We start from the raw sequence: 17,747 nt of genomic DNA, 5'->3' as shown, positions 1-17,747 counted from the left end.
TGGTATACTAGCCGTATAGCAAGAAAACTAAAGCATCGGAGGCGCATGACCCATGCTGGAAAAAGCTTTTCAGGACGTCTATACCAAATTCAAGCTGCATTTTTATCAGAACGTGTTCCAGCGCTTTGCCACCCGTGAGGCTACCCTGACCACGGTGGAGTCCTTCTGCATGGAGGGCATCATGGCGATGGGCGAGCCCACCATTGCGGAGTTTTCCCGCATGATGCAGATCTCCACCCCCAATGCGGCGTACAAGATCGGCAGTCTGGTGAAAAAGGGCTATGTGGAAAAGATCCAGTCCACCACCGACCGGCGGGAGTACCATCTGCGCCCCACCCAGAAGTATATCGACTACTACAACATCAGCTACTCGTATCTGCACACCGTAGTGGAGCGTGCCCGGCAGCGCTTTACCCCCGAGGAATGCGCTAAGCTGGAACAGATGCTTACCATCGTGAGCACCGAGCTGATGCCGGAACTGGACATCCTGAAAAAAGGCGGGGAATAAGAACGATAAAACGCAAAGACGGGCAGCCCGCAGGCTGCCCGTCTTTGGTTTTGTCAAAATAATTTTACGCGATCAGGAAGCATTTACTTCCACAGGTTTTCGGGGTACTGACCCTCGGCGGTCTTGCGGGCGATGGCATCCACCACCAAAGGCTTATCCTCCCGGTAGGTGACGCCGAACCACTTATCCGTGCTGCGCAGCACCTGAATTTTCGCCTTGTTTTCCTCGATCAGCTCGGTCACCACCAGCGGCAGGAAATACTCGCACTTCAGGGGGTTCACCGGCAGATTCTCGGTCAGCCAGCCCGCAAAGCGCTGCTCAGCTTCGTCCAGAAAGCTCTTGCCGAAGCCCCACAGGTTCATGCTCACGGGGGTGTCGCCGGGCAGATCCACCCAGCTCTCACCGCCGTCCTCGGTGTAGTGTGCGCCGCCATCGCAGGGCTCGATGCGGGTGCGCTCGGTCACGCTCTGCAGGGTGCCGTCCTCGTTTTTGATGCACACGCCGCGTGCCACGCTGCCGTTCTCGGACAGGGTGTTCTTCAACAGGTAGCTGACCATGCAGTAGCGGTAGAAATCATCATCGGCGTGGGTGGACAGGTAATCGTACATCACCTGAAAGGCCTCCGGGCCGTAGTAGTCGTCCGCATTGATGACCGCAAAGGGGCCGTCGATCAGGGGCTTTGCAGCCAGCACGGCATGGCAGGTGCCCCAAGGCTTTACACGGCCTTCCGGCACGGCAAAGCCGGCGGGCAGCTCTTCCAGCTGCTGAAAAGCGTACTTCACGTTCATTGCTTTGGCCACGCGGTCACCGATGGCAGCTTTGAAGGCGTCCTCGATCTCGTGCTTGATGACAAAGATCACGGTCTCAAAGCCGGCGCGGCGGGCGTCGTAGAGAGAATAGTCCATAATGACCTGTCCGTTGGGGCCCACCGGGTCGATCTGCTTCATGCCGCCGTAGCGGCTGCCCATGCCGGCAGCCATGACGACCAGTACCGGTTTATTCATCTTCATTTCCTCCTGTATCTGCCGGGGGTTCCGGCGTTGTAGCGTTCTGAGGCTATTATACACTGCTTCGCCGCCTGTGGCAAGGTGCAGAGGGGAGAACGATTTTATACATTTCTGCCGCTATCCCTTGATTTTTTTGTTCCGGCGTGCTACAATCAGCGTAGTTTCATCCTGTCCAAAACATTGATGCGGACAAACTGAAGCCCCGCTTTTCATGCCGCAGAGAGGGCTGCCCCGGGTTTCCGGGTGCTGCAAGCAGCCTGCCATGACCCCGGCTTCTACCACCGCAGAGTGCAGAGGCGAACCTCTGCCGGGCGTGCCCGTTACAGCACTGCGAGGGGCGCGTTTCCCCGCCGGGGAGCGCGCAATTCGGGTGGAACCGTGGAACGCAGACATTTGATCGGCGCTTCATCCCGTGCGTTTTACGGGGTGAAGCGCTTTTTATTTTTGTTCAAAACCGCATTGTCAAAGGAGAATCTACTATGAAGGTCATCTACAAGGACGGTCATGTGGACGAGTGCCCGCAGGATCAGGAGCTGCACGTTATCCGTCACACCGCTGCTCACGTTATGGCACAGGCCATCAAGCGCCTGTATCCGCAGGCTGATTTTGCCTTCGGCCCTGCCACCGAGAACGGCTTCTACTACGACGTCGATCTGGGCGACCAGAAGCTGAGCGACGAGGATCTGGCCAACATCGAAAAAGAGATGCGCAAGATCGTCAAGGAGAACCTGCCCATCAAGCCCTTCATCCTGCCCCGTGCCGAGGCCGTGAAGCTGATGGAAGAGCGCAAGGAGAACTACAAGATCGAGCACATGGCAGATCTTGCTGACGAGACCGAGTTCAGCTTCTTCCAGCAGGGCGAGTACGTGGATATGTGCATCGGACCTCACCTGACCTACACCAAGGCACTGAAGGCCTTCAAGATCACCCAGCAGTCCGGCGCATACTGGAAGAACGACAAGGAAAACAAGATGCTGACCCGTATCAACGGCGTGGCCTTCCGCAATCAGGAGGAGCTGGACGCATGGGAGAAGGAGCAGCAGGAGGCCCGTGAGCGCGATCACCGCAAGATCGGCAAGGAGATGGGCCTGTTCATGACCGATGATCTGGTGGGCCGCGGCCTGCCCATGTTCCTGCCCGCAGGCTACACCGTCTGGCAGGAGCTGGAGAACTATATCAAGGAGAAGGAGCGTGCACGCGGCTACCTGCACGTGATGACTCCCTGCATCGGCACCGTGAACCTGTACAAGACCTCCGGTCACTGGGATCACTACCGTGAGAACATGTTCCCCGCCATGGAGATGGAGGGCGAAAGCTATGTGCTGCGCCCGATGAACTGCCCCCACCACATGATGATCTACGCAAATCGTCCCCATTCTTACCGTGACCTGCCCATGCGCATCGGTGAGATCGCCCACGATTTCCGTTACGAGTCCTCCGGCACCCTGAAGGGCATCGAGCGCGGCCGTCACTTCTGCCAGAACGACGCTCACCTGTTCTGCACCCCGGAGCAGATCAAGAGCGAGGTCGCAAACGTGTGCGACCTGATCTTTGAGGTGTACAAGGACTTCAACATCACCGATTACCGCTGCGTGCTGAGCCTGCGTGATCCTGCCGATAAGAAGAAGTACCACGACGACGATGCCATGTGGAACCATGCAGAGCAGGCCCTGCGCGAAGTGCTGACCGAGCTGGGCATCCACTTCACCGAGGAGATCGGCGAGGCTGCCTTCTACGGCCCGAAGCTGGACGTAAACGTGAAGCCCGCCGTGGGTGCCGAGTACACCCTGTCCACCTGCCAGCTGGACTTCTGCCTGCCCGCAAAGTTCCACCTGACCTATGTGGACAAGGACGGCTCCGAAAAGACCCCTGTGGTGCTGCACCGCGCAATTCTGGGCTCTCTGGACCGCTTCATGGCCTACCTGATCGAGGAGACCAAGGGCAAGTTCCCCACCTGGCTGGCTCCCACGCAGGTCAAGGTGCTGCCCGTGTCCGAAAAGACGCTGGAGTACGCACAGGATGTGACCGAGAAGCTGTCTGATGCCGGTATCCGCGTTGTGCTGGATGACGACAACCAGAAGATCGGCTACAAGATCCGTGCCGCACAGCAGGTAGACCGCGTGCCCTATATGCTGGTGCTGGGCGCCAAGGAAGCCGAGGCCGGCAACATCTCCGTGCGCGACCGCAAGGGCGAGACCACCGAGATGAACCTTGAGGACTTCATCGCCAAGGTCACCACCGAGATCCGCACCCGCAGCCTGTAAGATATAATATAAGAACGAGGGCGCTGCACAGCATTTTGTGCAGCGCCCTCGTTTTTTGATTACAGAGAAAAGAGATTTACTTCCCAAACAGATCACTATGGGTGCCAGTGCGGGTCAAGGTCAGCACCAGAACATCGTTCTGCACCCGATAGACCAGTAGCCAGTCCGGCTGGATATGACACTCCCGGTGTCCGACCCAATCACCCGTCAGGGCATGGTCGCGGTTCTTTTCCGGCAGCGGCTCTCCCATTGCAAGGCAAGCGATCACATCCTGCAGCAGTTCAATTTTTAGTCCCCGTTTTCTGGCCAGCTTATAGTCCTTGCGGAACTGAGTGGTGGGGATGATGGTCAGCTTTGTTTCTCTCATTTTTCCAGATCCGCAAACAGCTCATCCAGATCCCGATACTTCTTTGCCTTCGGGTCTGCCGCGATATGCTCTGCTTCCAGCATAGCGGCCACGGTCTCCTTGTTCGGGCGCTCGGTGCGGATCTCGAAGGGAATACCGCCCTCCCGCAAGGACTGCCGCACAAAGATGTTGAATGCGGTGGAAAGGTTCATGCCCAGTTCTGCAAACAGGGCATCGGCCTGCGCCTTCAGGTCTGCATCCATCCGAATGCTGACATTGGTAGTTGCCATACAGATCAGCTCCTTTCGCCTTTATTATAAGTGCATTGCACGAAGATTGCAATACACTGCACATAAAATTTACAAATTTGCGGCACAGCAAAAGCCCCGCTCCCTTGTGCGCAGGAGCGGGGCTTTCGACTTACTGACTCGAACAAAAAAAGGAAAAGGAAAAAGGAGAACGATCTATCTGTCACGCCGGGCGGCGGGGACTGTGTCGGAGCAGCCGGGTTACCGCCGCAGCGGGAACAGCGGAGAAACTTGTGGAGGGTTACTCCACATCCTGCAGCGCGGCGTAATCTTCCTCGCCGGTGCGGATCTTGACCACGCGGGTCACGTTGTAGACAAAGATCTTGCCATCGCCGATGTGGCCGGTGTACAGCGCCTTCTTGGCAGCTTCCACCACAGCGTCCACGCTGATGCGGGAGACGATGACCTCCACCTTGATCTTAGGCAGCAGGGTAGTATCCACCGGCACGCCACGGTACTTTTCAGGCGTGCCCTTCTGGATGCCGCAGCCCATGACCTGCGTTACGGTCATGCCGGTGACACCCAGATCATTCAGGGCGGTCTTGAGCTGATCAAACTTTGCCAGCTTTGCAATGATGGACACCTTATGCATACCGGTGTCGTAGACGCCATCGTGGATCACAGGCTCGCGCACCACCGGCACGGCAGCATCCATCTGCTTTGCCGAAGCCTTGGTGATGTCGTCCTCGCCCAGATCAGTGTTCTCGTTGGGGGTCATGGCAGCGGAGTTTGCATCCGAGATGGCAAAGCCTGCATAAGCGGAAGCCAGACCGTGCTCGTGGATGTCCAGACCGTCGATCTCCACCTCGGCGGGCACACGCAGGCCAAGGGTCTTATCAATGATCTTGAAGATGATGAACATCACGATCACAACATAGACATCCACGCAGACCAGACCCAGCAGCTGGGTGCCCAGCTGTGCCAGACCGCCGCCGTAGAACAGACCGGCATGGGCGGTGTTGGAGCCGGTGGAGAACAGACCCACCGCAATGGTGCCCCAGACGCCGTTTGCAAAGTGGACGGAAACAGCACCTACGGGGTCATCCACCTTGGCGATCTTATCGAAGAATTCCACGCTCAGCACTACAAGGATACCGGCCACAAAGCCGATGAAGAAAGCGCCGAAGGGGGAGACGGTATCGCAGCCTGCGGTAATGGCCACAAGGCCAGCCAGAGAACCGTTCAGGGTCATGGAGACATCCGGCTTGCCGTAGCGCAGCCAAGTGAAGATCATGGTCACGCAGGTGGCAACGGCTGCGGCAAGGTTGGTGTTGAAGCAGACCAGACCGGTCAGGGTCATGGTAGCATCGGTGGACAGGCTCAGGGAAGAGCCGCCGTTGAAGCCGAACCAGCAGAACCACAGGATGAACACGCCCAGAGCACCGGCGGTCAGGTTGTGACCGGGGATGGCGTGGGGGTTGCCGTCCTTATCGTACTTGCCAATACGGGGGCCAAGCATCCAAGCGCCCAGCAGAGCGATGACGCCGCCCACGTTATGCACGGCTGCGGAGCCTGCAAAATCGTGGAAGCCCATGCTCTGCAGCCAGCCGCCGCCCCACATCCAGTGGCCGCAGATGGGGTACACCACCAGCGAGATGGCGGCGGAGTACACGCAGTAGGCCTTGAAGTTGGTGCGTTCGGCCATGGAGCCGGAGACGATAGTGGCTGCCGTAGCGCAGAACACGGTCTGGAACACGATGTACACCCACAGGGGGATATCCAGACCCAGATGGCTGTAATCGCCCTGAATGAAGGGATCGAAACCGCCGATCAGTGCGCCGGTGCCGCCGAACATCAGGCCGAAGCCGATGAGCCAGTAACAGGGCGTGCCGATGCAGAAATCCATCATGTTTTTCATCAGGATGTTGCCGGTGTTCTTTGCCCGGGTGAAGCCGGCTTCGCACAAGGCAAATCCGGCCTGCATGAAGTACACTAGAAACGCTCCTACGAGCGTCCAGCAGGTGTTGACGGAGCTAAACATACTTTCCTACCTCCTACGGTCGTTTTTTTGCACAGGGAGCCCTCTATTCTCTCCGTGCGGCAGTATCCCCGAAAACACAAAAGGCGCTGGCGGAATTGCTTCCGTCAGCGCCTTTGCTTTCGATGGCACGAGTATAGTCTCTTTGTGCAAACCTGTCAAGTATTCATCTCAAGGTTTTACGTTTTTCACAACACGGTGAAACTCTGCCCTGCTAAAGTTTGGCAAATCTTTTGCCTGTCAGCCGTTTTTGCCGTCCTTCGGGGAGCCGGACTTGTCCTTTTCCTTGGCGTTTGCCGGGCGGTGGCCGCCCTCCATCTCCCAGTGCAGCAGCATACTCATCAGAGCGCGCAGCGCAAAGGTAGCCGCCAGCGGCACCACCGACTCCAGATTTTGCAGCAAAAAGGTCTTGGCGATCTCTGCCGACATCAGAAATTCCAGCGCGGTGGTCAGGCCGCTGCTCATTTCATGGTGGAAGTCCCGGTGGTCGTTGAAGAAGGTGGCGCGGACATAGTAAAAAGTGGCCTTGGCCAGACTGGTGATGATGATGAACAGACCCACCACCTCCGCAAGACCGGCGATCATGGGCACTGCAGTTTCCAGAAAGGCATCCAACAGGTGGGTGAGGTTCAGGTTGAACAGGGTCAGTCCTTGCATGATCTCCTCCGCAGCTTACAGCAGGGTCTTGACGTAGGCGGCCAGTTCCTCGTCCTTGCAGGAGGCGAAGAACAGCTCAGAGAACTTTGCACCGGCCACAGCGCCCTTCAGCAGCTCCTGATCGATGCTCTTCAGGCACTCGATGAGGGGCTTGAAGGTGGCGGCGCGCACGCCGTCCAAAATCTTCTTGTTGCGCTGCTCGGGCACAACGCGCTCCTTGGGGTAGCCCTGACCGTGGCCGAAGCCGAACAGCTTCTCGAAGCAGTACTCGAGGTTCAGCTCGCCGCCCCAGCCGAAGCCCTTGGCAAAGGGCATGGCAACGGCGTTGCCGTCGTTGACGTGGGCAAAGGTGTAGGCATCCACGGGGTCCTCCACATGGCCGCAGATAACGCCGGGGAAGCTGTTCAGTGCCAGCATGGCGCCCTCGCCGGTGCCGCAGCCGGTAACAACGTAGTCCGCAGCGCCGCTGTTCAGCAGGATAGCAGCCAGAATGCCGCACTGCACATAGGTCAGCTGTGCAGCATCGTCGGCGGCGTACATGCCGTAGTTGACCACCTCATGACCCATGGGCTCCACCACCTTTTTCAGGGCGGCTTCAATGATGCCGTTCTTGGCGGCCTGACTGTTCTCGTTGATAAGTGCGATCTTCATAACAATGGTTCTCCTTCTTATTTTTCCCTGCGGTACGCAGGGATTATACAAAGTCCTCCCGCATGGGGGTAAAGAAATCCAGCATCACGCCGCCCTCCAGACAGACACAGCCGTGCATCACGCCGTTCTGCTTGAGCAGGGTGTCGCCGGGGCCTACCTCCCGGGTCTCGTCCCCGATGGTAAAGCGGTATCGCCCGGAGACGATATAGGTGATCTGGGTGTGGGGGTGGCAGTGCATGGCGCCCACGCCGCCGGTTTCAAAGGTGTTTTCCACACACATGGCGTCCTTGCTGTAGGCCAGCACGCGGCGCTGCACCCCGGGGCCGCAGGGCTCCGGGGCAATCTCGGCATGGGGCACCCAAGGGAGATCCTGATGTGTTTTTTCCATTATAGCATAACATCCTTTCCCGTACAAACAAAAGGGGACTGCCACACAACGCTGTGCGGCAGTCCCCGGGTCCAGAACTGCGGAGTGCCCTCAGCGTTTACTGGGGCTGCTTGCCGATGTAGGCCAGAATGCCGCCGTCCACATACAGGATCAGGCCGTTGACAAAGTCAGAAGCCTCAGATGCCAGGAACACAGCGGGTCCGCCCAGATCCTCGGCCTCGCCCCAGCGGCCTGCGGGGGTCTTGGCAACGATGAACTGGTCGAAGGGGTGACGGCTGCCGTCGGGCTGGATCTCGCGCAGCGGTGCGGTCTGCGGGGTAGCAATGTAGCCGGGGCCGATGCCGTTGCACTGGATGTTGTAAGCACCGTACTCGGAAGCAATGTTCTTGGTCAGCATCTTCAGGCCGCCCTTTGCTGCTGCATAAGCAGAAACGGTCTCACGGCCCAGCTCGCTCATCATGGAGCAGATGTTGATGATCTTGCCGCCGCCCTGTGCGATCATATCGGGGATGATGGCCTTTGCCACGATGAAGGGAGCGTTCAAATCCACGTCGATGACCTGACGGAACTGGGCAGCGCTCATCTCGGTCATGGGGATGCGCTTGATGATACCGGCGTTGTTGACCAGAATGTTGATGTGGCCGACTTCCTCGGTGATCTTTGCCACCATGGCGTTGACGGCGTCCTCATCGGTGACGTCGCAGACGTAGCCGTGAGCCTTGATGCCAGCCTCTGCATAGGAAGCCAGACCCTTATCCACCAGCTCCTGCTTGATATCATTGAACACGATGGTAGCGCCGTTGGCTGCCATAGCCTTTGCAATTGCCATGCCGATGCCGTAGGATGCGCCGGTGATCAGCGCCACCTTGCCGGTCAGGTCAAAAGATTTGGGAGTGCACTGTGCCATAATAAAGTCCTCCTGTCAAAAAACCATATTTTACACGGAGCAAAACCGCACCGTGCTGCTTTGCAAAGCGCGTCGTATCCGGCCGTGCCGGAGCGCGCTCTTACTTGTATACCAGTCTAGCATCCTTTGCAGGAAGTGTCAAGGCACATTCTTGTGAAGTTTTGTTGTACTTTCTTTAGATTTCCGCTTTTTTGCCGAAAAACAGCACGTCAGACTGCTGTTTTTCGGTCATCAATTTGTGCAGGCTGACGTGCCTTGTCACGGTGCACAAGATATCCCGGCTTAATTTGGGCTTGTTGACAAGTTTGGGCGACCTTTGGCTTTTACCCCAGCTTTTTCTTCTGCTGGCGCGCCACGATGGGCATCAGCAGGGGAATGGGCACAAGGCGCTGGGCGCTGGTACACAGCCGCATAAAGGCAGAAGGCACAATGATGGTCTTGCGGTGCATCATGCCCAGCAGAGCTTCCTCCACGCACAGCTCCGGCGTGATGCCCCGCAGGGCAAACACCACCCCGGCGTGGTCGTTGAACTCGGTATCCACCGGGCCGGGGCAGAGGGCGCAGACGTAGACCGGGCTGTGCATCTCCCGCAGCTCCTCGGCCACGCCGCGGGTCATGCTGACCACATAGGCTTTGCTGGCGTAGTAGCCCGCCATATAGGGCCCGCCGGGCAGAAGCCCCGCAGAGGACGCCACATTCAGGATGGTGCCGCCGCCCTGCGCGTGCATCTTGCGCACCACGGCGCGGAACAGCCGCGCCATGGCGGCTACGTTCACTTGGATCATCTCTTCCTCGCGGGCTTCCTCCGTTTCCAGAATGCTGCCGCAGACGCCAAAACCGGCGTTGTTGATGAAGATGTCGATGTGCTCATCAGCCAGCACCTCGCACAGGCGGCTGCACTCCTCGGCGCGGGAGAGGTCGGCGGTCTCGATGCGGCATTCGGTGCCGTGGGCTGCGTGCAGCTCCTTGGCAAGAGCCTGCAAACGGTCGGCGCGGCGGGCAGTCAGGATGAGCCGACAGCCCATGGCGGCGTACCGGCGGGCAAACTCCCGGCCGATGCCGGAACTTGCTCCGGTGATCCAGATGGTCTTTTGCATGGTGGTTCTCCTTTTTTTCGCCCCCAAACGGGGCTTTCTGTACTTGTTGCCGCTATTTTAGCATAGTTTGACCGCATTTTCTATGCAATTTTCGTAAACGATGCAAAAGAGAACCCGAAACGCCACAGGCGTTTCGGGCTCTCTCATAAATATTATTTCAGCAGGTTATCGTTGTCGAAGTAGTCGATGCGCATGGCCTTGCGCACCTCGTCCAGTGTGGCGGCAGCAGTCTTTTCGGCGTAGGCGCTGCCCTCCTTGAGGATCTCCACCACTTCGGGCAGGCGCTGCTCCCACTCCTTGCGGCGGGTGCGGATGGGCTCCAGCTCAGCCTGCATGACGCTGTTCAGGAACTTTTTCACCTTCATATCGCCAAGACCACCGCGCTGATAGTGCGCCTTGACCTCGTCCAGATTCTGGTACTCCGGCCAGAACTCGGCAAAGTGCTCCGGGCGGCAGAAGGCGTCCAGATAGATGAACACCGGGTTGCCCTCCACCTTGCCGGGGTCCTGCACACGCAGGTGGTTGGGGTCGGTAAACATGGACTTGACCTTCTTCTCGATCTCCTCCGGCTCCTCGGACAGATAGATGCAGTTGCCAAGGCTCTTGCTCATCTTGGCCTTGCCGTCAATGCCGGGCAGACGCAGGCAGGCGGCGTTCTGGGGCAGAACGATCTCGGGCTCTACCAGCGTTTCGCCGTAGACAGAGTTGAACTTGTGCACGATCTCGCAGCACTGCTCGATCATGGGCTTCTGATCCTCACCGGCGGGCACGGTGGTAGCCTTAAAGGCGGTGATATCGGCTGCCTGACTGATGGGGTAGCAGAAGAAGCCCACCGGGATGCTGGCTTCGAAGTTGCGCATCTGGATCTCGCTCTTCACGGTGGGGTTGCGCTGCAGACGGCTGACGGTGACCAGATTCTGGTAGTAGAAGCTCAGCTCGGTCAGCTGGGGCACCATGGACTGGATGAAGATGTGCACCTTGTTGGGGTCCAGACCGCAGGCCAGATAGTCCAGTGCCACCTGCAGAATGTTCTGGCGCACCTTCTCCGGGTTGTCGGCGTTGTCGGTCAGCGCCTGCGCGTCGGCGATCATGATAAAGATCTCGTCATATTCGCCGGTATTCTGCAGCCGCACCCGCTCCTTCAGAGAGCCGACATAGTGGCCAACGTGCAGGCGGCCGGTGGGACGGTCGCCGGTCAGAATAACTTTTTTCATGATGTTCTCCTTTGTCAAGGGTTTGACCCCCTCCGTCAATGCCTTGCGGCATTGCCAGCTCCCCCAAGGGGGCGCCTTTTCGCCTTACTGCACCGTAAAGCTGCGCGGCAGGAGGTTCCTTTTATACTTTATAGTGTGTTAAGTATAGCCCCCCGGGGCGGTGCTGTCAACAAGACTGCCGGAAAAAGAAAAAAGCGATGGAAATTTTCCATCGCTTTACTGGCGCCTCTTGCCTGACTCGAACAGGCGACACCCTGATTAACAGTCAGGTGCTCTAACCGACTGAGCTAAAGAGGCATCTATATAAAACGGCATACAGCCGTTTTACTACTATAAAATGGTGACCCGTACCGGAATCGAACCGATGTTAAAGGCGTGAGAGGCCTCTGTCTTAACCGCTTGACCAACGGGCCATACGTCCATTTTGCATCAGGTGTTCGCACCCGACTTGGCTATTTTAGCATACCGGGTGCCCTTTGTCAACAGCAAATTTCGATTTTATTGGAAAAAAGTAAAATTTTCGCCGCAGCCCCGGAACGGCGGCAGACACTGCGCCCGCTGCCGCGCTGCGATATCTACTATAAAGGAACGATAAAATGGTGAAACCTAAGTTCCGATAGTTGACAATGTGGTAAAATGTGGTACTCTTAGGGTGCAAAAAGCATTTGAGGAGGGTTTGTATTATGGCTATGAAAATGGATCGTCGTGCGTTTTTAAAGACCTCTGCTGCGGTGGCAGTGGCAGTATCCATGACCGGACTGCTGGGCGGCTGCGGTGAAAGTGACAGCGGCACCGATCTGGGTGGCTTTACGGTTGCTGTGGGTGAATGGAGTGCCGTCCCTCATGATCAGGGCATAGGTACCGGGAAATCCTGGTATGCAGATTTCGCAGTGACTGTGCGCGTTCATAATCTGGATAATTCCAATGGCTTCAGTTTCCCCGCAAAATCCGTGTTTGTGCTTAAGATCGACGGTCAGAAAGTCGCGCTGCAGGGCGGAAATCTGCTGAGCAATATCACGCTGGTCATGAAAAAGGGCGAGCGCAAAACGGGTGTGCTGACCTTCCGTCTGGATGAGAGCCAGAAAAATCTCTATCAGGCAATGGAAGCTCAAACCGCAGATATCAAGCTTAGGGTTGGCGTAGACCCCACCGAGACCTATACCGGTGTTTATGAAGGCTATACCTTTAAGAAGGATTCCAAACTTGCATAATTGAACCCAAACAGCCTAATACAGGAGGTGCATTGCTATGATCGACCGCAGAACATTTCTCAAGCTCAGCGCCGGGGCACTGGTGCTGACCGCCGCAGGGGCTTTGACCGGCTGCGGGGATACTGTGATCGACAAGACCAGCGGTGTGGCGAAGATCGGTGATGTCACCTTTATCTGTACAACGCCGTTTCTGGGCGGCGGCCTGGGCGACGGCATAGTCAGGCAGCTGACCTACTGGACACAGTTCACCATCCAGAATCACAGCACCATCGAAAAGGTAGTCATCAAACCGGAGGACATCACCTGCATCTTCCGGGAGGCGGACACCAAGGAAACGCTGTATTTCAAGCGGAACGAACTGGTCGCAGATCCGGGTCAGACAGCTGTCTATACCGGCACTAACGGCAAGAAAGCGTTCTATCTGGAAACCAAGGAACCTGTGCCGGAAAAGAACAGCACCGGCACTTATGAACTGCGTGTGCGCTACAATGGTCAAACCGCTGTGTTCCTCTACGGGAACAACGGCAAAAACGTAACAGGCAGCGTAGAGTAAAACCGAATACACCCCGCCGCCGGGCACTTCTGGAAACAGGAGCGCCCGGCGGCTTTTTGTTTTGTGCCGCGTTACCTGTTCTTTACATTGGGGCTGGCATTGTGCACAAAGTTTTACGCACTTTTTGCACGTCCATGGTCGCGGCAAGGGCGGCAAAGCGGTAGAATAAGGCCGTTCCCAAGGAAAACACAAAAAGACAGTGCCGGGCGGGAGCCCGGGTTTTTAATGGAGGAAATTCTATCATGAAAAAGATCTCTCGTCGTTCATTTCTGACCGTTTGCGGTGCAGCTGCTGCGGCTGCCGCCCTGACTGCCTGCGGCGGTTCTGCTTCTTCTGCATCCAGCACCGCTGCTTCTGTTTCCATCACCGCTTCTTCCGCTGCCGAGCAGGCAGCCGGCACCCTGAGCGGCAACGTTGCTACCGGCGGTTCTACTTCCATGAAGAACGTCATCGCTGCCCTGACCGAGGGCTTTGCCGAGGTCGAGCCGGGCGTCACCGTCAGCTACGACCCCACCGGTTCCGGCGCAGGCATCACCGGCGCTACCGACAAGACGCTGGACATCGGCCTGTCCTCCCGCGCCCTGAAGGACGAGGAGAAGAACGATGTGGACGGCACCACCGTGGCGCTGGACGGCATCGCCATCATCGTGAGCAAGGACAGCAAGGTCGCCGACCTGACTGTGGAGCAGCTGAAGAAGATGTTCACCGGCGAGATCACCAACTGGAAGGAGGTCGGCGGCGACGACGGCGAGATCGTTCTGGTGGGCCGTGAGGCCGGTTCCGGCACCCGCGATGGCTTTGAGAGCATCGTGGACGTGAAGGACAGCTGCAAGTACGCACAGGAGCTGACCGCTACCGGCGCTGTCATCAGCGCCGTGGAGGCAAACCCGCTGGCCATCGGCTACGCTTCTCTGTCCGCTGTGGGCGACACCGTTGCCATGGTCACCGTGGAGGGTGTGGAGTGCAGCGAGGATACCGTGAAGGACGGCAGCTACAAGATCCAGCGTCCCTTCGTGTTCGTTACCAACAAGAGCGTTGCCCTTTCTGAGCAGGCGCAGGCCTTTGTGGACTTTGCCACCAGCAAGGACGCTGCCGACCTCATCCGCACCGCAGGCGCTGTGCCCGTGAACGAGTAATTACCGGGTGGTTTGCCGGGGAGTTTCCCCAGCGAATGATCCGAGGGTGGGACCCTGTTGCCGCAGGCAATAGGGCGGGAGCTGGAAGCCCCGAATTTCGCGGGGAAAGCTCCCCGGTGAACCGCCCACCCCGCATCTGAACAAGAGAACTGCCGCGTCGGCCTGCCCTAAAAGGCTGGGCTGGTGCGGCTTTTTATAGGATCGCGTTATGAAAAATACAACCTCTTCTCTGCGCCGGGTGCGGCTGCCCCGCACCCCCGCCGACTGGCTGGAAGCGGTGATGAATTTCATCTTCTTCCTGTGCGGAATGCTGGCGGTGTGCTGTGTGGTGCTCATCTCGGTGTACATGGTGGTCTCCGGCGTGCCGGCTATCCATAAAATTGGCCTGTTCAAGTTCCTGTTCGGCACAAAATGGGCGTCCACCGCGGCAGAGCCGCTGTTCGGCATCCTGCCCTTCATCCTGTCCAGTGTCTACGGCACGATGGGCGCCACCATCCTCGGCGTGCCCATCGGCCTGCTGACGGCAGTGTTCCTCTCCAAGGCCGCAAATCCCAAACTGCGCACCGTGGTGGTCACCGCCATCGAGCTGCTGTCCGGCATCCCCAGCGTGGTGTTCGGCCTTTTGGGTATGCAGGTGCTGGTGCCCGCCGTGGCAAAAGCTTTCGGCAAGGCCTCCGGTGCCTGCCTGCTCAGCGCCATCGTGGTGCTTTCCATCATGATCTTACCCAGCATCGTATCCGTGTCGGTGACGGCGCTCAACGCCGTGCCGCCGGAGTATGAGCAGGGAAGTCTTGCGCTGGGTGCCACCGACACCGAAACATGGTTCAAGATCAGCATCCCGGCGGCGAAAAGCGGCATTGCCGCAGGCGTTGTGCTGGGCATCGGCCGCGCCATCGGCGAGGCCATGGCTGTGATGATGGTGGCGGGCAACAGCCCCAATATGCCGGACAGCCTGTTCCGCAGCGTTACTTTGCTGACCACCGCCATTGCCAAGGAAATGAGCTACGCCGGCGGCTTGCAGCGGCAGGCACTGTTCAGCATCGCGCTGGTGCTGTTCGTGTTCATCATGCTTATCAACGTTGTGCTGAATGTGGTACTGAAGGGAGGAAACCACGATGAATAACGGCTTTTCGCCCTCCCGCCGGGCATGGAACCGGGTGATGACCGTGCTGGTCTGGGCAAGCGCAGTGCTGGTGATGATTCTGGTGGCCGGGATCATCGGCATGGTGCTGGTGCGGGGCATCCCCCACATCAGCTGGAAATTCCTTTCCACCACCGCCAGTGTGCTGAAAAAGACGGACGGCATTCTGCCCGCCATCCTCAACACCCTGTATGTCATTGTGCTGACATTACTCATCGTATTGCCGCTGGGCGTGGGTGCGGCGGTCTACCTGACCGAATACGCCTCCAACCGGCGGCTCATCGAGGTCATTGAGTTCACCAACGAAACGCTGGCCGGTATCCCCAGCATCATCTACGGCTTGGTGGGTATGCTGGTGTTCAGTCAGGCGCTGGGCTTCCAGACCTGTCTTTTGTCCGGCAGTCTGACGCTGGTGGTGATGAACCTGCCCACCATCATCCGCACCACACAGGAATCCCTGAAAACGGTGCCGCAGGGCTACCGTGAGGGTGCTATGGGTCTGGGTGCGGGCAAGTGGCACATCATCCGCACTATCGTGCTGCCTTGCAGCATTGACGGCATCGTCACCGGCTGCATTCTGGCTGTGGGACGCATCGTGGGCGAAAGCGCTGCGCTGCTGTTCACCGCCGGTGCGGCAGAGGTGATCGCCAAGAGCGTGTTCAAAGCCTACACCTCCAATGGCGCTACCCTGTCGGTGCTGCTGTACCTGCGCGCCTTTGAGGACGGCGATTTCACCTCCGCATGGGGCATCGGCGCAGTGCTGCTGGTGCTGGTGCTGCTGATCAATCTGGCAGCACGGCTGGCGAAAACGAAACTGAAACAGAAGCAGTAAAAATAAAGAGGTACTCTATGGAAAACACGAATGTGCCGGTGATATCGGCAAAGGATCTGAACCTCTGGTACGGCGACTTCAAGGCGCTGAAGAGCATTTCGCTGGATGTGGGCGAGCGGGAGATCACCGCACTGATCGGCCCCTCCGGCTGCGGCAAGTCCACCTTTTTAAAGACCCTGAACCGCATGAACGACCTTGTGCCGGGCGTGCGCATCGAGGGCGATGTACGGCTGAAGGGCGAGGACATCTTTGCCCGCGAGATGGAGCTGACCGACCTGCGCCGCCGCGTGGGCATGGTGTTCCAGAAGGCAAACCCCTTCCCCATGAGCATCTACGACAACATCACTTACGGCCCCAAGCTGCACGGCGTGCGCAATAAGGCCGAGCTGGACGAGCTGGTAGAAACCTCTCTGCGGGGCGCAGCCCTGTGGGACGAGGTGAAGGATCGCCTGAAAAAAAGCGCCCTTGGCCTTTCCGGCGGGCAGCAGCAGCGTCTTTGCATCGCCCGGGCATTGGCGGTCAAGCCCGAGGTGCTGCTGATGGACGAGCCCACCAGCGCACTGGACCCCGGCTCTACCATGAAGGTGGAGGAGTTGATGAACGAACTGAAAAAGAACTACACCGTGGTCATCGTTACCCACAATATGCAGCAGGCGGCCCGTATCAGCGACCGCACCGCCTTCTTCCTGCTGGGGGAGCTGGTGGAAGTTGGCCCCACGAACCAGATCTTCAGCACGCCCCGGGACAAGCGCACCGAGGACTACATCTCCGGTCGGTTCGGTTAATGCAGGGAGGAACAAAGCAATGAGCATTCGCAAACAATACGACAGCGATCTGGAGTCTCTTAAGGCCGCGCTGGTGGAGATGGGGCAGAACGCCGCCGAGGCCGTGGAGAACGCGCTGGAAGCGCTGTGCACCGCCGACACCGCAGCCGCCCAGAAGATCGTGCAGGGGGATGACCGCATCAACAACATGGAGCGGGACATTGAGCACCGCTGCATGACCTTGCTGCTGCGCCAGCAGCCGGTGGCGGGCGATCTGCGCCACATTTCCACCGCCATGAAGGTAGTCACCGACATCGAGCGTATGGGCGACCACGCCTCGGATATCGCGGAGATCATCCCGCATCTCGTCACCGTGCGCAAGGAGGGCGACCCCGCTGTCAGTCAGGCTATTGCCATGGGACGCAAGGCCTACCAGATGATCTTAGACGCCATGGATGCCCTGACCGCCGAGGATGAGATCGCCGCCCGCCGCGTCATCGCCGCAGACGACGCCGTGGACTACGACTTCAACGCCATCAAGCACACGCTGGCACAGGAGATCGCCGCCGACCCCGCCAAGGTGGACGCCGCGCTGGATCTGCTCATGGTCATCAAGTATCTGGAACGCATCGGCGACCACGCCGTGAATGTAGCCGAGTGGGTGCAGTTCGTGCGCACCGGGCGCTACAAGGACGAAAGCATGTTCTGATACTCACTCTGCCCCTTTGGGCGCGTGTTTTCCTTATTTTCTTCTGAAAAAGGCTGTCTGCCAATTGGCGGGCAGC

At 58.3% G+C, this 17,747-nt stretch carries 20 protein-coding genes and 2 tRNA genes; 10 read left to right on the top strand and 12 right to left on the bottom strand.

Annotated features, from left to right (window positions below):
* Nucleotides 1–52: 52 nt before the first annotated feature.
* Nucleotides 53–508, top strand: a complete 456-nt coding sequence (locus tag MTP36_RS00840) for a MarR family winged helix-turn-helix transcriptional regulator (RefSeq protein ID WP_249252814.1) — start codon at nt 53–55, stop codon at nt 506–508.
* Nucleotides 509–591: 83 nt separating this feature from the next.
* On the opposite strand, the gene MTP36_RS00835 is transcribed toward MTP36_RS00840, so the two are convergent.
* Nucleotides 592–1,512 (bottom strand): nucleotidyltransferase family protein, encoded by a 921-nt coding sequence (locus MTP36_RS00835; RefSeq protein ID WP_097779343.1) that lies wholly within the window; start codon nt 1,510–1,512, stop codon nt 592–594.
* Between the two features lie 214 nt (nt 1,513–1,726).
* Between MTP36_RS00835 and MTP36_RS00830 the strand changes: the two genes are divergently transcribed.
* Together MTP36_RS00830 and thrS are read left to right on the top strand one after the other, a co-directional pair.
* A complete protein-coding gene (locus tag MTP36_RS00830; protein ID WP_143406238.1) occupies nt 1,727–1,912 on the top strand; it encodes a hypothetical protein in 186 nt (61 codons plus the stop codon).
* Nucleotides 1,913–1,994: 82 nt separating this feature from the next.
* Nucleotides 1,995–3,779 (top strand): threonine--tRNA ligase, encoded by a 1,785-nt coding sequence (gene thrS / locus MTP36_RS00825; RefSeq protein WP_249252812.1) that lies wholly within the window; start codon nt 1,995–1,997, stop codon nt 3,777–3,779.
* A gap of 76 nt (nt 3,780–3,855) precedes the next feature.
* Here the strand turns inward: thrS and MTP36_RS00820 are convergent, their stop codons facing one another.
* The 11 genes from MTP36_RS00820 to MTP36_RS00770 all read right to left on the bottom strand — a co-directional run bounded on the left by MTP36_RS00820 (nt 3,856) and on the right by MTP36_RS00770 (nt 11,738).
* Complete coding sequence (locus MTP36_RS00820) at nt 3,856–4,146, bottom strand: type II toxin-antitoxin system YafQ family toxin (protein ID WP_118658513.1); 291 nt, start codon at nt 4,144–4,146, stop codon at nt 3,856–3,858.
* Nucleotides 4,143–4,415 carry a type II toxin-antitoxin system RelB/DinJ family antitoxin gene (locus tag MTP36_RS00815; protein WP_112091363.1) on the bottom strand — a complete coding sequence of 91 codons (273 nt, stop codon included), beginning with the start codon at nt 4,413–4,415 and terminating at the stop codon, nt 4,143–4,145. The genes MTP36_RS00820 and MTP36_RS00815 overlap by 4 nt, the downstream gene beginning before the upstream one ends.
* A 259-nt stretch (nt 4,416–4,674) precedes the next feature.
* On the bottom strand, nt 4,675–6,414 hold the full coding sequence (locus MTP36_RS00810; RefSeq protein ID WP_117554668.1) for an ammonium transporter: 1,740 nt from the start codon (nt 6,412–6,414) through the stop codon (nt 4,675–4,677).
* 237 nt (nt 6,415–6,651) lie between these two features.
* On the bottom strand, nt 6,652–7,068 hold the full coding sequence (locus MTP36_RS00805; RefSeq protein ID WP_015537140.1) for a DUF1622 domain-containing protein: 417 nt from the start codon (nt 7,066–7,068) through the stop codon (nt 6,652–6,654).
* A 15-nt stretch (nt 7,069–7,083) separates the two neighbouring features.
* Nucleotides 7,084–7,719, bottom strand: coding sequence for an RpiB/LacA/LacB family sugar-phosphate isomerase (locus MTP36_RS00800; protein ID WP_015537141.1), 636 nt, complete (start codon nt 7,717–7,719; stop codon nt 7,084–7,086).
* 43 nt (nt 7,720–7,762) lie between these two features.
* Nucleotides 7,763–8,107, bottom strand: coding sequence for a cupin domain-containing protein (locus MTP36_RS00795; protein WP_249252810.1), 345 nt, complete (start codon nt 8,105–8,107; stop codon nt 7,763–7,765).
* Nucleotides 8,108–8,204: 97 nt separating this feature from the next.
* A complete protein-coding gene (locus MTP36_RS00790; RefSeq protein ID WP_006735344.1) occupies nt 8,205–9,014 on the bottom strand; it encodes a gluconate 5-dehydrogenase in 810 nt (269 codons plus the stop codon).
* A gap of 323 nt (nt 9,015–9,337) precedes the next feature.
* Nucleotides 9,338–10,111, bottom strand: coding sequence for an SDR family NAD(P)-dependent oxidoreductase (locus tag MTP36_RS00785; protein WP_015537143.1), 774 nt, complete (start codon nt 10,109–10,111; stop codon nt 9,338–9,340).
* Nucleotides 10,112–10,263: 152 nt separating this feature from the next.
* Entirely contained in the window at nt 10,264–11,325 is a 1,062-nt protein-coding gene (gene trpS, locus MTP36_RS00780) for a tryptophan--tRNA ligase (protein WP_249252808.1), read from the bottom strand.
* Nucleotides 11,326–11,545: 220 nt separating this feature from the next.
* Nucleotides 11,546–11,622: transfer RNA gene (locus tag MTP36_RS00775), tRNA-Asn, on the bottom strand.
* Between the two features lie 41 nt (nt 11,623–11,663).
* A tRNA-Glu gene (locus MTP36_RS00770) sits at nt 11,664–11,738 on the bottom strand.
* Nucleotides 11,739–12,008: 270 nt separating this feature from the next.
* Between MTP36_RS00770 and MTP36_RS00765 the strand changes: the two genes are divergently transcribed.
* The 7 genes from MTP36_RS00765 to phoU all read left to right on the top strand — a co-directional run bounded on the left by MTP36_RS00765 (nt 12,009) and on the right by phoU (nt 17,671).
* Nucleotides 12,009–12,536 (top strand): twin-arginine translocation signal domain-containing protein, encoded by a 528-nt coding sequence (locus MTP36_RS00765; RefSeq protein WP_097779336.1) that lies wholly within the window; start codon nt 12,009–12,011, stop codon nt 12,534–12,536.
* Nucleotides 12,537–12,573: 37 nt separating this feature from the next.
* Nucleotides 12,574–13,089, top strand: a complete 516-nt coding sequence (locus tag MTP36_RS00760) for a twin-arginine translocation signal domain-containing protein (protein WP_249252806.1) — start codon at nt 12,574–12,576, stop codon at nt 13,087–13,089.
* 242 nt (nt 13,090–13,331) lie between these two features.
* On the top strand, nt 13,332–14,225 hold the full coding sequence (locus tag MTP36_RS00755; RefSeq protein WP_249252804.1) for a phosphate ABC transporter substrate-binding protein: 894 nt from the start codon (nt 13,332–13,334) through the stop codon (nt 14,223–14,225).
* A gap of 208 nt (nt 14,226–14,433) precedes the next feature.
* Entirely contained in the window at nt 14,434–15,348 is a 915-nt protein-coding gene (gene pstC / locus MTP36_RS00750) for a phosphate ABC transporter permease subunit PstC (protein WP_249252794.1), read from the top strand.
* Nucleotides 15,341–16,198, top strand: coding sequence for a phosphate ABC transporter permease PstA (gene pstA, locus MTP36_RS00745; protein WP_117527591.1), 858 nt, complete (start codon nt 15,341–15,343; stop codon nt 16,196–16,198). Before pstC ends, pstA begins: the two co-directional genes overlap by 8 nt.
* Nucleotides 16,199–16,215: 17 nt before the next feature.
* Complete coding sequence (gene pstB, locus MTP36_RS00740; RefSeq protein WP_006735359.1) at nt 16,216–16,983, top strand: phosphate ABC transporter ATP-binding protein PstB; 768 nt, start codon at nt 16,216–16,218, stop codon at nt 16,981–16,983.
* 19 nt (nt 16,984–17,002) lie between these two features.
* Complete coding sequence (gene phoU, locus MTP36_RS00735) at nt 17,003–17,671, top strand: phosphate signaling complex protein PhoU (protein WP_217296979.1); 669 nt, start codon at nt 17,003–17,005, stop codon at nt 17,669–17,671.
* Nucleotides 17,672–17,747: the final 76 nt, after the last annotated feature.

The sequence above is a fragment of the Faecalibacterium sp. I4-1-79 genome (genome assembly GCF_023347235.1).
Taxonomy (GTDB): Bacteria; Bacillota; Clostridia; order Oscillospirales; family Ruminococcaceae; genus Faecalibacterium; species Faecalibacterium tardum.
This window is presented reverse-complemented; position numbering and strand designations above follow the sequence as displayed.

What these genes read in the sequence shown, in the direction of transcription:
- MTP36_RS00840 (WP_249252814.1), top strand. Translation starts at nt 53, where the DNA reads ATGCTGGAAAAAGCTTTTCAGGACGTCTATACCAAATTCAAGCTGCAT.
- MTP36_RS00835 (WP_097779343.1), bottom strand. Translation starts at nt 1,512, where the DNA reads ATGAATAAACCGGTACTGGTCGTCATGGCTGCCGGCATGGGCAGCCGC.
- MTP36_RS00830 (WP_143406238.1), top strand. Translation starts at nt 1,727, where the DNA reads ATGCCGCAGAGAGGGCTGCCCCGGGTTTCCGGGTGCTGCAAGCAGCCT.
- thrS (WP_249252812.1), top strand. Translation starts at nt 1,995, where the DNA reads ATGAAGGTCATCTACAAGGACGGTCATGTGGACGAGTGCCCGCAGGAT.
- MTP36_RS00820 (WP_118658513.1), bottom strand. Translation starts at nt 4,146, where the DNA reads ATGAGAGAAACAAAGCTGACCATCATCCCCACCACTCAGTTCCGCAAG.
- MTP36_RS00815 (WP_112091363.1), bottom strand. Translation starts at nt 4,415, where the DNA reads ATGGCAACTACCAATGTCAGCATTCGGATGGATGCAGACCTGAAGGCG.
- MTP36_RS00810 (WP_117554668.1), bottom strand. Translation starts at nt 6,414, where the DNA reads ATGTTTAGCTCCGTCAACACCTGCTGGACGCTCGTAGGAGCGTTTCTA.
- MTP36_RS00805 (WP_015537140.1), bottom strand. Translation starts at nt 7,068, where the DNA reads ATGCAAGGACTGACCCTGTTCAACCTGAACCTCACCCACCTGTTGGAT.
- MTP36_RS00800 (WP_015537141.1), bottom strand. Translation starts at nt 7,719, where the DNA reads ATGAAGATCGCACTTATCAACGAGAACAGTCAGGCCGCCAAGAACGGC.
- MTP36_RS00795 (WP_249252810.1), bottom strand. Translation starts at nt 8,107, where the DNA reads ATGGAAAAAACACATCAGGATCTCCCTTGGGTGCCCCATGCCGAGATT.
- MTP36_RS00790 (WP_006735344.1), bottom strand. Translation starts at nt 9,014, where the DNA reads ATGGCACAGTGCACTCCCAAATCTTTTGACCTGACCGGCAAGGTGGCG.
- MTP36_RS00785 (WP_015537143.1), bottom strand. Translation starts at nt 10,111, where the DNA reads ATGCAAAAGACCATCTGGATCACCGGAGCAAGTTCCGGCATCGGCCGG.
- trpS (WP_249252808.1), bottom strand. Translation starts at nt 11,325, where the DNA reads ATGAAAAAAGTTATTCTGACCGGCGACCGTCCCACCGGCCGCCTGCAC.
- MTP36_RS00765 (WP_097779336.1), top strand. Translation starts at nt 12,009, where the DNA reads ATGGCTATGAAAATGGATCGTCGTGCGTTTTTAAAGACCTCTGCTGCG.
- MTP36_RS00760 (WP_249252806.1), top strand. Translation starts at nt 12,574, where the DNA reads ATGATCGACCGCAGAACATTTCTCAAGCTCAGCGCCGGGGCACTGGTG.
- MTP36_RS00755 (WP_249252804.1), top strand. Translation starts at nt 13,332, where the DNA reads ATGAAAAAGATCTCTCGTCGTTCATTTCTGACCGTTTGCGGTGCAGCT.
- pstC (WP_249252794.1), top strand. Translation starts at nt 14,434, where the DNA reads ATGAAAAATACAACCTCTTCTCTGCGCCGGGTGCGGCTGCCCCGCACC.
- pstA (WP_117527591.1), top strand. Translation starts at nt 15,341, where the DNA reads ATGAATAACGGCTTTTCGCCCTCCCGCCGGGCATGGAACCGGGTGATG.
- pstB (WP_006735359.1), top strand. Translation starts at nt 16,216, where the DNA reads ATGGAAAACACGAATGTGCCGGTGATATCGGCAAAGGATCTGAACCTC.
- phoU (WP_217296979.1), top strand. Translation starts at nt 17,003, where the DNA reads ATGAGCATTCGCAAACAATACGACAGCGATCTGGAGTCTCTTAAGGCC.